This window comes from Pseudovibrio denitrificans JCM 12308 (genome assembly GCF_001310815.1).
Classification (GTDB): domain Bacteria; phylum Pseudomonadota; class Alphaproteobacteria; order Rhizobiales; family Stappiaceae; genus Pseudovibrio; species Pseudovibrio denitrificans.
Genome location: NZ_BAZK01000001.1, coordinates 247020 through 262521 on the forward strand (window position 1 = coordinate 247020; position 15502 = coordinate 262521).

Here is a 15502-nt window from a genome sequence, read left to right on the forward strand (position 1 = left end):
TTTACTGAGCGGCATACTTAATCAGAAACTGGCGCTAACACCAGCGTAAACGGAAAGGCCCGATGTCTGATAGCCGTTGATTAGTTCATAATCCTGAACCAGCAAGTTCTCACCGCGGACATATAACTCTACCTCCTCGGTTACATCATATGAGGCTTTTGCACCTAACAAGAAGACATCTTCCATATCTACGATATTGGGCCAATCAGAGCCAAGATTTTCACCGAGGTAGGTACCATTCACATTCAGCGCAATATCATCGGTCAGATCATAATTCATAGCTACGCTTAGATCGTGAAGAGGAACATGAGCTAAACGTTTCTTATCAGGACCAACAGAGTAGGTGTAGGTATAGCCAGCAGTCAAAACCAAGCGATCGATTGGCTTGTATCTAACTTCTAACTCAACACCTTGACTGCGCGAGGTACCTTTTATCTGATTATATTTGCTGGTCGAGAAGTCATAATCAATCAAGTCATCAGTCATAATGTTGAAATAAGTTGCAGACGTTGAAAGCTGTCCACCCAACCATTTCTTATCGATGCCGAAATCGAAGCTAAGGCTTTCTTCTGGTTCAAGATTCTGATTGCCATAGCTGGGGTGATTAAGTTCGTAAAGCGAAGGAGCTCTGAACCCATTTCCGACACTGGTTCGAACTCTCAGATCTTCATTAACTTCATAAGAAGCAGTCAAACGTCTCGAAACAAAACTGCCAAATTCACTATGCTGATCAAAGCGCGCAGAGCCAGCCAAACTCAGCCCATTAAGTGGTTCGATCATTAGTTGAAGGAAAGCGCCACCAATGGAACTGCTGTCATCGATCGGATCATTGGTTTTTGAGAACTCTTTAGACCAATCTCCCCCGAAGTTGAGCTTTGTCTTTTCGCTAACATCGTACTCACCAAGGTAGTCAAGCTTAACTTTTCGTCCTTCAAAAACAGAGTTCTGTTTGGACGCATCCTCAAAATCCTGTTCTCGCTTGATATCTGTAACCTGTACCGAAAAGTCAGAAAAGAACCGATCGTCAAATGCAAGGTAGTTCGCACCTACCTTTCCTGAAACTTGCCGATAATGCATGTCATCTTTAAGGTTCGGTTGACCGGGGCTATCAAGTTCGGTGATACCTTTGGTGCCTCTTGCCGCGAAGTAAAGATTGAGATTTTCAGTTAGATCGTAGGACCCTTTAGCTGTCAGCGTCGTATTCTCGTAACCATCATCATCCGCTGATTTACCTTTTGGGGAAACCGCACTAAACCCACTCGTACGAAAGTGCTCTACGCCCAAAGCGATATCAGCGCGATCAGTTGCCCCTCGAACACCATATGAAACACTTTTGGTATCGTAAGAACCTACTTCAACTCTGGCGGATTGTTTAACCGTTCCCGCCACCGCACGCTTAGTTACAATATTGATTACACCAGCAATCGCCTGCCCACCATAAAGAGCACTTTGAGAACCCTTGAGTATCTCAATACGTTCTACATCCGCGAGTAATATATGTTGAAATGCTGCCGAAGGCGCGCGCGCGTTGGGTCGGTTAGATCCAGGCCATCAACCAAAACTTTAATGTATCTACCATTTTGACCTCTCATGCGAAGAGTAGATAGTGTACCTGCTCCTCCATTTTGCGTGAGAGAAATGCCCGGGAGCTGCGCCAGATAATCCTGAACAAACGTAGCGCCGTCGTTTTTCAGGTCTTCTTCGGTGACGACGTGGGTTGTGGAGCCGACTTTGCCGGCTTCGGTTTCCGTTCTGTTGGCGATGACGATGATTTCGTCGAGATCAGCTTCCTGCGCAGTTGATGCGAGGGTTGAGCTGAGGAGTGCTGAGAGAGCTACGCCGGACTTGAGGGTAGCTGCGATCCAAGATGTGTTACGCACGAGTTTGGTCCATCATTCACAGCAGCTTGAAGAACTGCCATGCTGTTGATTGCATTGTGCGTCTTTGGAGAAATCTACTCTAACCTCTTGAAAAGAGGTGTGTTTGATAGCCGGTCAGACGCACTGTGAATGTCACCTGAACGGAATACCGCCCCTTAGCACGCCCCGTGCTTTAGGTGAGTGACTGCATCTGGCAGGTCTCCTGGCTTGCGCGTCCTTACTGCTGCTCCGCCTTCCCAACACCGCTTTAAACAGCTGCATCAGTGGCATGTGTGAGCAACAACTCTACGCTTACAGTTGCGGGGGCAGCCACGGCTTATCCAATAGGACCGTGTTCCCTTTTCATTTTCATCTGATCGATAAAAATACCAAATACCCGGCTATTGATCAGATTTCGGGGGCTTCCGTCAACTGCCTCTGCAAGGAACTTGATAAAATTCGACCAATTGCCGGGTAAACTCACAGAAATTGCAAGTGATTGTTCCACTACCAGATCTTGCGGTGCGGCCTTAGTCGGTCGCACCTGCTTGTGGTGGTTAGATAGAGTATGATCTTTCTCGCTGATTAGCTCATGAAAATCAGTGCACAGCCAACAATAACGAGCAGTGCGCCGATCCATGCGCCGATGGCTGGGAACTCTTTGGTCTGCCACCAGAGAACCGGAAGCATCATTGCTGGCGTTGTTGCGGAAAGCGTAGAGACAATACCTACTTCACCGCCACTGAGCGCATAGAGGATCAAGGTCATGCCGATGCCCATGCCAAGCATGCCGGACAAAGATGCGAGTGCGACGATCTCTTTGTTGATCGGGTTTGCAAGGCGGAATGGACGGCCTGGCAGGTAGAACAGCGCCAGCAAGCCAAAGGCAGCGATGGTGCAGCGCATGAGGGAGATCGCGACAGGGTCAGCGCCGCTTTCCATAACAGGGCGGATGATGATTGAGCCCACGGACTGAGACAAAGCCGCCAAAGTGCCGAAGAGGACGCCGATCACGACCGGACCTCTGATTGCTTCCCATTTATGCAGTTGGTCTTTGCGTTTTCCGAATGCGATGGCAAGGATAACGCCGACAAGAACGCAGGCAATGCCGATAACGGCCTGCAGAGATAGCTCCTCAGACAAGAACAACCAGCCCAGTAGCGCAGACATAGGTGCGTTCATGGAAAACAAAATGGCTGTTCGGCGCGGCCCCATGCGGTTGAGGGTGAGGAACAACAGTGTGTCCCCCATGAAGATGCCGATAAAGCCAGACAAGAAGATGAGTGATGCATGGCTAGAATCAACGGTGTTCCAGGTGCCGGTTGCAAACACATAGGCGCCCAGAAACAGCACAACGAACCACATGCGCACACAGTTGAAGCCGATGGCTCCTAAATGTGCAGCTGGTTTTGCAGAAATGAGACCACCGATGGCCCAGGTGGCAGCAGCACCGAGCGCGGCAACTTCGAATAAAAACATGGGGTGACCTAACCGACGAAACTACGGCCTTGGCGTAGATAATTTTGAAAACCCAAACAGCTCTAAAGCCCTTGGATTTGTCGTGCAAGCTCAGTTTGGTGATATTTAGAACAGACCAACAGCTATTCAGGCAATAATGTTTCCAGTCTCAGCAGAAATACAAATGACAGCCGTTAACTAAGTTGCTTTCAAGTGATCGGACATAATCTTGAACTTTCTACGTGCATTCGTTAGAGCTTCTACGTAGGGATTACATTGCTGTTCCTGCCTGATTTGCGTTTTGACGCTCTCTCCGGCTCCTTTGGTGACCTGTTCTAATCTGGAGATTTTCCATGAAAGATATTGAAATTGCCCGCGCAGCAGACATGAAACCAATTGCGCGTATCGCTCAAAATCTGGAGATCCCGGAGGATGCTCTTGAGCCCTATGGTCGCTTTAAAGCAAAAGTGAACCTGGATGAGATGCCGGAGGTGAACAGCCGGCCACATGGAAAACTCATACTTGTGACAGCTGTTTCCCCTACTCCTGCAGGTGAGGGTAAAACAACAACGACGGTTGGCCTTGGTGATGCACTGAACCGCATTGGCCTGAAAACAACCATCTGCCTACGTGAACCTTCTCTTGGCCCGTGTTTTGGCATGAAGGGCGGGGCTGCTGGTGGTGGTTATGCGCAGGTGGTGCCGATGGAAGATATCAATCTTCATTTCACCGGCGATCTGCATGCAATCACCGCAGCTCATAACCTGCTTTCAGCCATGATCGACAACCACATCTACTGGGGCAATGCGGAGAATATCGATCAACGCCGTATCATGTGGCGCCGTGTGGTGGACATCAATGATCGTTCACTGCGTTCCATCACCACTGGCCTTGGCGGTGTGAGCAATGGATACCCAAGCGAGTCCGGATACGACATCACCGTTGCCTCTGAAGTGATGGCAGTGCTGTGCTTGGCGGAGAACCTGCAGGATCTTCAGGACCGACTTGGCCGGTTGCTGATTGCGTATCGTAAAGACAAGACACCGGTTTACTGCCGTGACCTGAAAGCAGATGGTGCGATGACAGCTCTGCTGAAAGATGCCTTCCGCCCTAATCTGGTGCAGACACTGGAGAACAATCCGGCCTTTATTCATGGCGGCCCATTCGCGAACATCGCACATGGCTGCAACTCTGTGATCGCGACCAAGACAGCCTTGCGCCTTTCTGATTATGTGGTGACAGAGGCCGGGTTCGGCGCGGATCTTGGGGCGGAGAAGTTCTTTAACATCAAATGCCGCCAAGCTGGTTTGACACCAAATGCGGTGGTGGTTGTTGCAACCGTGCGTGCTTTAAAAATGCATGGCGGTGTTGCCAAGAACGCGTTGACGGAAGAGAACATAGACGCGCTTGAGAAAGGCATGAGTAATCTCGAGCGCCACGTCAAAAATTGCCAGAGCTACGGCGTGCCTGTGATTGTTGCCATCAATCGCTATGGCCCTGATACGGATCAGGAAATCGCCAGTATTATACAGCGTATGGAGAAACTTGGTGTAAAGGCTGTTCCGTGCACACACTGCTAATGGTTCCAAAGGCACCGAGCAGCTCGCAACTTCGGTTTCTGAAATTCTGCAGACAACTGAAGCTGACTTCAAACATCTTTACGAGGATGACCTGGGCCTTTGGAAAAAGATCCGCCGCATCTGCAAGAAGATTTATGGTGCCTCCAAAGTCACTTGCGATCAATCAGTAAAAGATCAGCTGAAGGCCTATGAAGAGCAAGGCTACGGGCATCTATCCGTTTGCATGGCGAAGACACCCTATTCCTTCTCGACCGATCCATCCTTGCTCGGGGCCCCTACTGACTACAGCATTCATGTGCGGGCGGTGAGGCTTTCGGCAGGTGCCGGGTTCATCGTGGCCCTGACAGGTGACATCATGGTGATGCCGGGTCTGCCACGCCATCCGGCTGCGGAAACCATAGGACTTGATGAAAACGGTCAGGTTGAAGGGCTGTTCTAATCAACGTCAGACCGATGTGGGCCTCTGCGAAAGCGGTCCAGATAGACGGTTGATTGCAGATCATCCCGATCATAATCCCGGTAATGCCCAAACTTGAAATATTGGGTATTACCGGAGAACTCATCATTGCCGATATAGCCGGTGACACGGGCGATGAACCTGTCATTGGCCCAGATCTCGATGATCCCCTGCCCAACACGGCTTCCCTTCACCCGATAGCGCATATCCACCCAGCCGTCAGTTGGGTCTGGCAGCACGGGGTCGTCAGAGAGTTCGATCTTGATGCCGGGGTAATCTGAATAGGTTTGTGGATCAGCCAGAAACGGGAACTTGGAGGTGTCCTGTGTTTCAATCGCCTTTTTCAGCTCTTCCAGAGTAAGCCCACTTCCAAGGAACTCATCAGAGGTTCGGGTCGCATCATTTCTGTTACGAAAGCCCTGACGATCCAAACTCAGCATTTGCTGGAGTTCACGCGAGAAGCCTTTGAAATCCTGCTGATAGCTGCCTTCGGCCTGTGCGACCAACTTGCGTGTATCGTTGTGCTGCACCGTTATATGAAAGACGCCGTTATCAAACCGCTGCGCGAGAAATGGACTTCCACCGGAATCTTCTTTCCATTGGCCTATCACCCATCGGGTGGAGCCTGCAGGCCAAACAGTTCCATCGATTTTGAAGCTGAACGAGTACCAGACTTCATCCCCAAAATCGCAACGCTTCTGGCGTGCCTCCCAAAGTTCGTTTTTGAGATTGCCTTCGGAATCCAGTTCGTCATCACCGAAGACCGTGATTGCCAGCGCATGGCCGCCATCGCGTACCACATCGCTTTCAATCTGGAAGTTCTCCGGCTTGTTCATTCGGTGGATGTCCCAGTTTTCCGGGCTAGGATACTCGTCGAAATCATCGATGATGACAGCGCACTTGGTTTGACGCATCTGGTCAACATGTAGACCACCACCTTGCTCCGGTGTAACGATGACATCCTGCTTTTCGGAGGGCTTATCCGCTGGTGTTCGATCATTCGCCATGGCAGCTGCTGGCAATATGAGCAGGCTCACTCCGGCAAGCGCAGAAATCAGCAGATTGTGTTTTCTGAAGGTGATGCGTCGACCTGAACCCGGCATCTTTTCTCCCAAAGGTGCGGTGCTGGATTAAGTACAGATCAGATCAATCTAGAGAAGAATTCTTGCTGCCTTTACAAAAGGCCCTTGGGATTTTTCGAAGGATTTGAAGAAAATCCTCAGAGCACCGTCGCATAAATGATGTCTTCGGCCTCTTCCAAAGTCATATCAACGATCTTTTGGGAGAGTGGATATGGGAAACCAGCCCGCACAAGGCTGGCCAGTTCCTTGTCGCGACGCTCCTCTTTTGGCTTTGTGCGCCAAGGGCCCAGTCTGCGTCGTTTGGCATAGGAGATGGCGGCGCGCTGGTCGTCGTGCTCTTCATCGTCAAAGGCAGTCTGGATGTTTTCACCAGACACACCTTTTGCACTGAGTTCCAGCTTGATACGTGACCTGGACTTGCCTTTGACTGTTCCGGACCTGATTTTGCTTTGAGCAAAGCGCAGATCATCAATGAAGCTGTGCTCACGGCAGAACGCGACCACCGGCTCGATCAGCTCATAATACTCGTGGGGATCTTCCTCTGCTTCTCTGGCGCGGCGTTCAATCTTGCGTTTCAAAACACGCCGCAAGCTGTCTTCGGACGCGCTGTATCTGTTGAGATAATGCAGCGCGGCCCGACGCAGATATTCAGAGGATATTTTCTTGCCCACGTGAGCCCATCTCCAATCCAGAGCAGCCTGCGCTCATAACTGTTTGCGCATCAGGCTCTAAATCATTGGTTTAGAGCGTATTCTCACCCGACAATCGAAACTGTTTTGCGGGAATACGCTGCAACAGAAATGAGCTATCACATATTTTGCGGCAGGTTAGCCCACGAACGCACGTTCAACAACAAAATCACCAGGATGGTTGTTGGCCCCTTCTGTAAAGCCACGCTGTTCCAGCAGCGCTTTGGTGTCTGCGATCATGTGCATGGAACCGCAGATCATGGCTCGGTCTTCAGCAACGTCCAGTGGTGGCACTGAGAGATCATCAAAGAGCTTACCACTTTCGATCAGGTGCGTGATGCGCCCTTCCCGTTTGAAACGCTCTCGAGTTACGGAGTTGTACAGGTGTAGCTTGCCCGCTGCGACTTCGCCGATCAGTGGATCATTGGTGATGTCAGCAACCAACTCTTCCCCATATCGTAACTCAGCAATTTCGCGAGTGGTGTGGGTCAGGATCACTTCCTCAAACTTCTCATAGGTTTCCGGGTCACGGATCAGGCTGGCAAAAGGTGCGATGCCGGTGCCGGAAGAGAACATGTAAAGACGTTTTGCCGGAGACAGAGCATCGAGGACAAGAGTACCGGTAGATTTCTTCTTCAGAAGAATGTGATCCCCTTCTTTGATCTTCTGCAGATGCTGGGTCAACGGACCATCCGGAACCTTGATGGAGAAGAACTCCAGTTCCTCATCCCAGGATGGGCTGGCAATAGAGTAAGCACGGAACAGCGGTTTGCCGTCGATCATCAAACCGATCATCACAAACTCACCAGAGCGGAATCTGAAGCTTGTTGGGCGCGTGATTTTGAACCGGAAAAGACGGTCCGTGAAATGGGTCACTTCCGTTACTGTTTCTACAAAGACATTTGCAGGAACTGCGCTCTCCAATTCCGCACCCTTTATGATCTGGTTCATCGTTAGCCTTGCTCCGATTGATGAGGTTGGCAAAGGCTAACCCAAGCTGAAGGCTGTGCTGAGGCACATGCAGCTAATTAAACCCGTGCGAGTGAATATTTCTTTTCCAGTTGCTTTGTTCCGTAGAATGCTGTCTTCCGCCGCCCCTTCAAGAGCAAGAAATCAGTCTATCCCCTTAGGAAGCCCTCGCAGTATAGTAATCTATCCAACATATGCCTTTAATTATTATGGAATAATTATTGATTATTCCATGATGCGTGTAAAGTTGTGCGCACGGTTGCGTGATTAATGCCCTTCAACAGACAATAAACTAAGGCTCTGTACGAACGAGTTTGGGTGGATTAGTTGGTGCTGTCCTGAGACGCGACTTGCTCTAATGCAGCGTCTGAGGCTTCTTTCTTCTCTTCCAGCACCTTCACCGGATTGCGGCGATCTGTGAAGATATCTTCCGCAAACTCAAGGTACTTGCGAGCCGGTGGAGGTTTAGAGAAGATGTAGCCCTGTGCGGAAGATACGCCGAGCTCGCGTAGCAGCACGATTTGCTCGTACTTCTCTACGCCCTCAGCAATGATGCCCATATTCATGGTATCAGCCAGTTCAGCTATGGCATCAACCAGACGGAATGCGTTTTCTTCGCTGCCCAGTGGGTCGATGAACATCTTATCGATCTTGACGATATCCATGCCAAGCTTTTGCAAATACGCCAGACCGCCATGCCCTGTTCCCACATCATCCAGCGCAACGCGAATGCCGTGTGCCTGCAGTTCTGCGATGATTTTTCTGGCCAGATCGATATCTTCAAGAGGCTGGCGTTCGGTCACTTCCATCACCACCTGATTGAGGGCGATTGGAGAATCCTCGTAGATATCGAGAAGATCATCCACGATGGAACGATCGTTGAAGTGGCCTGCGAACAGGTTCACAGAAAGCTTGAGTTCTGGATGTTTGGAATAGAGTTCTCCCAGATCATCAATGGACTGACGCATGATGCTGCGGGTCATCTCGAAAATGTGGCCGGAGGTTTCTGCATAGGTCATGAACTGGCCCGGCGGCACCATTTTCCCGTTGGGAAGCTGCCACCTCATCAACATCTCACAGCCCTGCAGCTCGCCGGTCACGATATCAACGACAGGCTGGTAGTATGGGATGAACTCGTTATTGCGTATTGAAGCAACGAAGTCGTCTTCTGCATCCTTTTCCGGTTTCCAGGAGAGCCAGACACCCAGTGCAATGAGGAAGATGGCAATACCAGAACAGGCAATCACAGCGACAATCTTGAGTTCTCCGACGAGGCTCATGACGGCATTACGGTCGCTTCTGATCCGCACATTGATCGGATATATGGTAGAGGCTGCAAACTCTTCGATGAAATTGCTGCCCATGATCACCGGCAGATTGCTGTTGGCCGGGTTCACCCAGACGTGATCGCGGCCAAGACGTACTTCGATTTCAGAAGCGTGGCGCAGATAGTCAGGGCCTGGTTCGATAGCCAGAACGGTTGGAGAGATGTTGGCGACCAAACGCCAGCCGTTGCGTAGTTTCCAGGAGACCAGCGCTGTACGGATGCCCTGATACTCCATCCAGGACATACCAATCCCAACGCGAGGCGCATCAGGCTTCAGTGCGGGCAGAATGCTGCTTCCACGGCGCACCTGAGCTGGCACATAACACATGGGCACACCGCGATGGTCCACGATCCCTATCGCGTTGATGATGACGTTTTCTGAAAGCGTCTTTTCAAACTCGCCCTGATTTTGGCGCGTACAGGACGTCAGCCCTTTCACCTGCATCTGGCGCAGAACCTCCACCACATCGGAGATTGCCGCTTCACTGCGAGAGATGTAACGGTCTGCAATGGCGTTCATCTCGTTACGCGCCTGATGCATCGCGAAGTTCTCAAGGATCATATTTCCGATGAGTAGTGGCAGAAGCGCCAATCCCAAAGCAACCAAAATTGCGCGGACAAATACGAAATAATGGCGAGACACAACAACGACCTTAAATTGCAGACTACGGCTACCTATTTCTATGATTAAGGCTTACTTAAAACTGTAAAAATCATCCAAACACCCCAAACGATCCCCAGATGCTTTCAAAATTTGCATCCAAACGCGCAAATACGGCTCGTTTTCTCTTAGAGTGATTTGACTTTTTGCAGTGATATACACGTGCCCCTAACCCTCACTATGCCATTTTACGCTCCAACTGCCTTCAAGCGGCAAACCTGGAGCCGAGACATGCACAGTTCTGAGTTACCACGTCATTGTTCTGCTTTTGCGTTCTTCCTTGCTCTCTTTTTAAGCTGCTTCTTCGCAGTCGCAGCTTCAGCTCAGATCAATACAGACAATCCTGTTGCCAAGGCATTTTTGCAAAACCTGCAGGATCGCGGCCTGACGCTCACACATGTAGGGTCGGTCACGGTTGATAACGACGTGCTCTCAATTGGCGGTATTGAAGGCTACCCGACTGCGGATAAAACAACGCGTTTTAAGATCGGTGATCTTGGTCTTGCTCAGGCATCACTGGAAAGTGACGGCCGGATTTTTGTTGGCGCGTTTGCAGCCTCGAACTTTGAGATTGATGAAACAGATTTCAAGTTCTCAGCAGATAGGATTGCGATTACGGATCTGTATCTGCCTAACGAAGATGATTTGAAAAATCCGGCATCAGATCTCCCCACTTCGCTTTATTCCACTGCCGAAGTCATGGGCTTGCTGTTTGAGGACCGCTCCAGCGGTCAATCCATGCCCATTGAGCGGGTAACGATTGACTTTGACATCAACAATGGTGGTTTTCCGATTATCGCAAGCATTCAGGTTGCAAATATCGCGCTGAACCGAACAATGTTCGCCCCTCCCCAACAGCAGCTTCTTGATGAGTTGGGATTGCCGCAAGTGAATGCAGACATAGATTTTGAAGGCGAATGGAACGGCGATACAGGCGAAGTGAACATTCCCAGCGCAGCCATTGTTTTGCACGATCTCTTTTCTGTGCAGCTGTCTATTCAGCTAGAAGGCCTCACTGATACCGTCGTTGAACAAATCGCTCAATTGGCGACTAAAGACAACGTTATTGCATTGGATCTGCTACAAAGTGCTGCTGTGGCAAACTTCGATCTTTCCCTGATTAATGAAGGCGGCCTGGATAAAGTTTTGGAACAGCAGGCACAGCGGCAGGGCCAGTCCAAATCAGCGTATGTCCGCCAGTTGACTGATCGCGCTGAAAAGCAGTTTAAGAGGATACCGGATCAAGCCAAGCAGCTGGAGTTTACGGAAGCGGTTTATAGCTTTTTGCAAAATCCGCAGAGTATCACGCTGAGCGCTACCCCTAAGGCACCAATCAGTGTAACACAAATTCTTGGGGTATCTGCAATTTCTCCCGTCTCGATCATTTCTTTGCTTGGCATCGCGCTTGAAGCAAATGTAAACTAACGTGGAACCCTCCTACTGACCATTGAAGGTTTATTTAATGCCTTTCCAAAATTTTAAGCGGCAGGGATTTTTTGCCGTTTCAATCACTGTATTAGGTTTATCAGCCCAACCTGCCCTTTCCAGCCCAGCATCCGATCTTCTTGACAAGTACAATGCTTGGTTCCTTGCAAACGGTGCAGAGAAAGCATCTTATGCAAAGGCGGTTGATGACGGATCGAAAACTGAGATCCTGGATCATACAATCGAAGGAATGTTCTCATTTTCGTTCGACGAAGACAAACCGAAGGCTGGCGTCTACTACATCATAAACACGCCTAAAGCAGTCTATGAAGGCTCATCGCGCGACGGTGAAACATTCAGTTTTGACACGGTCACCACTGATACAGTGAACATCGAACTCGGCTTCTTTGACAAAACAGAGAACATCAACAGCGTCGCCGAAGCTCAGGCCTCCAATGATGTCTTTAAAGTCACTAGCAGTGCAACAGGCTATGTGGTTTCAGGGTACACTGAAAATTGGATTAACCTGCCCGTTCTAGCCGACGGCATCACAACAGATGAGTTTCAGCAACTGCTCGTAGCGGCAACCCGTATTTCTTATGATCGCGGTAGCATTGCAGCGGCAACTGCAGATTTTGTTGTTGCTGACGCGGTTACTGGAACGTACTCAATCAAGAACGGTGTTTTTTCCAAAGCGAAAGACGGCGTAATCGCGTTAAACACCTTTGAGAAAGTCGCCTACTCTTCAACTACATCAGTTGTTACAGACGGTCGTGATGTTTCGACGATATCTGAAACTGTCTACAATGACTTTGAAATCAAAAATCAAGACGTACGACCTTTGCTCGCATTGTTAGGTGCTGGCGACGCCCCGTCTGACCTGTTGGTTGGTGAGTACAGTGTTGGCAGTTTCACAAGCTCAATGAAGACAGAGGGCGGACCAGCATCTGCCCCATTTGGCGTCATGGAATCCAGCGGAGGCGCCTCTGTCACCAAAGATGTGCGCATGTCTGGAGGAGATGCCGGCAAGCTATGGCAGGCATTTAACAATCTCACGAGCCAACCAGAAAGCGAAGAAGCTGTAGAGCAGCTATTTGGTCTTCTTGATGCTCTTGGCTCTTTCTCTGTTGCCTACTCAGACATGAATGATATGGCTGTCAAGGTTTGGGATCCAATCCGTGCCCGTAAGAAAGACACCAAGGCACCAAGCTTTGAGTTAGCAATCAAACATCTATCAACCACAGATCTGACAACAAATAGTCTGGGGCAACTAAAGCTGGAAGGTCTTCACGGCGCCGTCGAAGGCGATGACGCAGTGTTTGATCTGAATGAGTTTGAGATTGCAGATATCGCATGGCCTAGCTTGCGTACAATCATTGAAAGCTCTCTTGCCGCAGAAACCGATCCAGCAGAAGCTATGAAGGCGATCCCAACGATTGGTCGCATTTCTCTTGCAGGCCTGAACATGCAAGCAGACGATCTGCCGACTCCGGTTTCCCTTGATAAGCTCACCATTGAGATGGGTAATCATATCGGCCCTATCCCAACAAGCCTGTCTGAAATCATTGGTGGCCTGAGCTTTGATGCTGCGCTCCTTCAAGAGCCAATGGTACTAGGTGTGCTTGACCGTCTTGGTATTGAGCGTGTCAATCTCACACAAGACTTCAAAATCGCTTGGAATGAGAGCACTGAAGATCTCACTCTTGAGAAGTTTGAGTTTGAGCTGGAAAATGGCTTGAAGCTGCGTGCTGACATTCAACTGGGCGGCATTCCGCGTTCCCTCTTTGAAAAGCCGCATGAAGCAGAAGCTGTGATTGCGCTGGCGACCTTCAAAGGCGCACAGATTGAAGTGATGGATTCACCACTGATCAGTGAGTTGTTAACGGCACAGGCTGAACAGGCAGGCGTTCCAGCTGAGATGCTGGCATCCATGATGATTGATGGCTCTCTTCAGCAAGCTGGCCCACTGGCTGAGACTGAGTTTGCACTGGAACTGGCAAATGCTGCAAAGAAATTTGCTGGCAAGCCAACCAACATCCGCGTAACTCTGGCTCCACAGTCTGCAGTCCCACTCATGCAGCTGGGTGGTCTTGCTGCTCTGGCACCTCAACAACTGCCTGAACTGCTGGGTGCGACAGTAACTTACACTGAGTAAGTTCATCTGACCTAAAACAAGAAAAGCCGCTGTGATTGTGTGATCACAGCGGCTTTTCTATTACCGTTCAAGAGCTCTCTGCTCCGAGCTAAAACTGTAGGAGGAACATCAGGCCTCTGATGAATCTTCCTGAGTTTCTTCTTTCGTGTTGGTGAACTGAAGCTCGCACAAATGGCGATAATAGCCATCCATCTCATAGAGCTGATTATGCGTGCCACTTTCCAGAAGTTTGCCATGTGACAGAACATGGATTGTATCCGCATCGCGCACAGTTGCGAGGCGGTGCGCAATCACCAATGTGGTGCGCCCTTTCATCAGGCGAGCGAGAGCTGTCTGCACTTTACTCTCAGATTCAGCATCCAGAGCAGACGTAGCCTCATCTAGTAGCAGGATTGGAGCATTAGAAAGCATAGCACGCGCAATCGCCAAACGTTGGCGCTGACCACCTGAAAGGCGTGTTCCGCCCTCACCTGCCTTGCTGTCATAGCCCTTCTCCATCTTCTCGATGAACTCATGGGCATTCGCATTCTTGGCAGCTTCGATGACTTCTTCATCGGTCGCATCAGGCCGACCAATAAGGATGTTCTCTTTAATTGTCCGATCAAACAGGAAGGTATCCTGCGTAACGATCGCGATGTTGCTGCGCAAGCTCTCCATATTGAAGTCACGGATATCCTGACCGTCGATAAGGATCGCACCATTGTCGATCTCATAGAAGCGCTCAATCAGTGAGAAGACTGTCGACTTACCAGCTCCAGACGCACCGACAAGCGCTGTCACATCGCCCGCTTTTGCGACCAATTCCAAGCCATTGAGGGCTTTGGTTTCACCGTAGTCGAACTCAACGTTTTTGAACTCAATGCGGCCTTTAGAGACGACAAGATTTGGCTTATCAGAGCTCTCCTGATTTTCTTCCGGCATATCCAGAAGTTCATACATTAAGCGAACACCAACAAGCTGCGTGTTGAGGTTTACCTGAAGGCGAGCAAGACGTTTGATTGGCTCATAAGCCAGCAACAACGCTGTGATAAAAGCGAAGAAGGCACCTGGATCCTGACCAAGGGCGATGACGCTATAACCGCCATAGAGTATGATAATCGCAATCGCGATACCACCCAGAGTTTCCATCAGAGGAGACGTACGAGCCTTCAGCTTTGCGATCTTGTTGGACTGTTGCTCAACGCTGGATACCGCCCCTTCCATCGCATTATGCATGTTGCCTTCGTAATTGAAGGATTTCACAACACGGATGCCCAGAGCCATTTCCTTGACGAGCGAGAGGATAAGTGTCTGAGATACAAACTGGCTCTTTGCAATCTTCTTTACGCGCCGGACAAGCTTCGACACCGCATAAACCGCAGGCGGCATGATCATCATAGAGATCAGCGACAAAAGTGGGTTCTGCCAGATCATGACCCCGACAAGGCCAATCACAGACATGACATCACGGCCTGCAGACAGGACAATCAGGTCCATCACGCCACGTGCAGCGCCTGTATTGTGGCTGAAGCGGGTTGCCAGATCACCGAAAGTGGTGTGGTCAAAATATTTGACACCCAGACGGGTCACCTTCTCGAACATATCTCGCTGGAGTTTAGCAACGATAGAGTTCCCGATCTTACTCAGAACGACTGTTTGACCGTAGGTTGCCAGACCCTTGGTGAGGAAGATGGTCATCACCGCACCAGAAATCATATAGACCATAGTGATGTTGCGATCGATGAAGACCTGATTGATCACATTCTTCATGATAGCTGCGCTGCCTGCACCTGCGGCGGCGGCTACCAGCATGAAGGCGAATGCGATCATGTATTGGAACTTGTACTGCCCGAAGTTTTCA

General features: G+C 50.0%; 10 protein-coding genes, 1 pseudogene and 1 riboswitch. Of the genes and pseudogenes, 3 read left to right on the forward strand and 8 right to left on the reverse strand.

Annotation, left to right across the window (positions count from 1 at the left end; all coding sequences use genetic code 11):
• Window positions 1-21: 21 nt before the first annotated feature.
• From JCM12308_RS00975 to JCM12308_RS00980, 3 genes are all read right to left on the reverse strand, one after another.
• A complete protein-coding gene (locus tag JCM12308_RS00975) occupies window positions 22-1389 on the reverse strand; it encodes a TonB-dependent receptor plug domain-containing protein (RefSeq protein ID WP_208978156.1) in 1368 nt (455 codons plus the stop codon).
• Between the two features lie 89 nt (window positions 1390-1478).
• Entirely contained in the window at window positions 1479-1880 is a 402-nt protein-coding gene (locus JCM12308_RS28740) for a TonB-dependent receptor (protein ID WP_208978157.1), read from the reverse strand.
• Window positions 1881-2055: 175 nt separating this feature from the next.
• A riboswitch (cobalamin riboswitch) is annotated at window positions 2056-2268 on the reverse strand.
• Between the two features lie 176 nt (window positions 2269-2444).
• Entirely contained in the window at window positions 2445-3338 is an 894-nt protein-coding gene (locus tag JCM12308_RS00980) for a DMT family transporter (RefSeq protein WP_054782588.1), read from the reverse strand.
• Between the two features lie 332 nt (window positions 3339-3670).
• On the opposite strand from JCM12308_RS00980, the pseudogene JCM12308_RS00985 reads away from it, so the two are divergent.
• Window positions 3671-5336: pseudogene (locus JCM12308_RS00985) on the forward strand (formate--tetrahydrofolate ligase).
• On the opposite strand, the gene JCM12308_RS00990 reads toward JCM12308_RS00985, so the two are convergent.
• The 4 genes from JCM12308_RS00990 to JCM12308_RS01005 all read right to left on the reverse strand — a co-directional run bounded on the left by JCM12308_RS00990 (window position 5333) and on the right by JCM12308_RS01005 (window position 10064).
• On the reverse strand, window positions 5333-6457 hold the full coding sequence (locus JCM12308_RS00990; protein WP_054782589.1) for a heparin lyase I family protein: 1125 nt from the start codon (window positions 6455-6457) through the stop codon (window positions 5333-5335). The pseudogene JCM12308_RS00985 and the gene JCM12308_RS00990 overlap by 4 nt on opposite strands.
• A gap of 116 nt (window positions 6458-6573) precedes the next feature.
• Window positions 6574-7107, reverse strand: coding sequence for a regulatory protein RecX (locus JCM12308_RS00995; protein WP_054782590.1), 534 nt, complete (start codon window positions 7105-7107; stop codon window positions 6574-6576).
• 156 nt (window positions 7108-7263) lie between these two features.
• Complete coding sequence (locus JCM12308_RS01000) at window positions 7264-8076, reverse strand: ferredoxin--NADP reductase (protein WP_008546925.1); 813 nt, start codon at window positions 8074-8076, stop codon at window positions 7264-7266.
• Window positions 8077-8417: 341 nt separating this feature from the next.
• Window positions 8418-10064 (reverse strand): EAL domain-containing protein, encoded by a 1647-nt coding sequence (locus tag JCM12308_RS01005; protein WP_054782591.1) that lies wholly within the window; start codon window positions 10062-10064, stop codon window positions 8418-8420.
• A gap of 249 nt (window positions 10065-10313) precedes the next feature.
• Here JCM12308_RS01005 and JCM12308_RS01010 point away from each other — a divergent pair, with 249 nt between their 5' ends.
• Both JCM12308_RS01010 and JCM12308_RS01015 read left to right on the forward strand, forming a co-directional pair.
• Window positions 10314-11507, forward strand: coding sequence for an aq_1923 C-terminal domain (locus tag JCM12308_RS01010; protein ID WP_208608692.1), 1194 nt, complete (start codon window positions 10314-10316; stop codon window positions 11505-11507).
• A 250-nt stretch (window positions 11508-11757) separates the two neighbouring features.
• The gene (locus JCM12308_RS01015; protein ID WP_164845244.1) at window positions 11758-13662 is read left to right on the forward strand and encodes an aq_1923 C-terminal domain; all 1905 of its coding nucleotides are present in this window, start codon (window positions 11758-11760) and stop codon (window positions 13660-13662) included.
• A 108-nt stretch (window positions 13663-13770) separates the two neighbouring features.
• Here JCM12308_RS01015 and JCM12308_RS01020 read toward each other — a convergent pair whose 3' ends face one another.
• Window positions 13771-15471, reverse strand: a complete 1701-nt coding sequence (locus JCM12308_RS01020; protein ID WP_128647299.1) for an ABC transporter ATP-binding protein — start codon at window positions 15469-15471, stop codon at window positions 13771-13773.
• Window positions 15472-15502 lie beyond the last annotated feature (31 nt).

Coding starts and splice junctions, on each gene's coding strand:
- JCM12308_RS00980 (WP_054782588.1), bottom strand. CDS start 3,338: ATGTTTTTATTCGAAGTTGCCGCGCTCGGTGCTGCTGCCACCTGGGCC.
- JCM12308_RS00990 (WP_054782589.1), bottom strand. CDS start 6,457: ATGCCGGGTTCAGGTCGACGCATCACCTTCAGAAAACACAATCTGCTG.
- JCM12308_RS01000 (WP_008546925.1), bottom strand. CDS start 8,076: ATGAACCAGATCATAAAGGGTGCGGAATTGGAGAGCGCAGTTCCTGCA.
- JCM12308_RS01010 (WP_208608692.1), top strand. CDS start 10,314: ATGCACAGTTCTGAGTTACCACGTCATTGTTCTGCTTTTGCGTTCTTC.
- JCM12308_RS01015 (WP_164845244.1), top strand. CDS start 11,758: ATGTTCTCATTTTCGTTCGACGAAGACAAACCGAAGGCTGGCGTCTAC.
- JCM12308_RS01020 (WP_128647299.1), bottom strand. CDS start 15,471: ATGATCGCATTCGCCTTCATGCTGGTAGCCGCCGCCGCAGGTGCAGGC.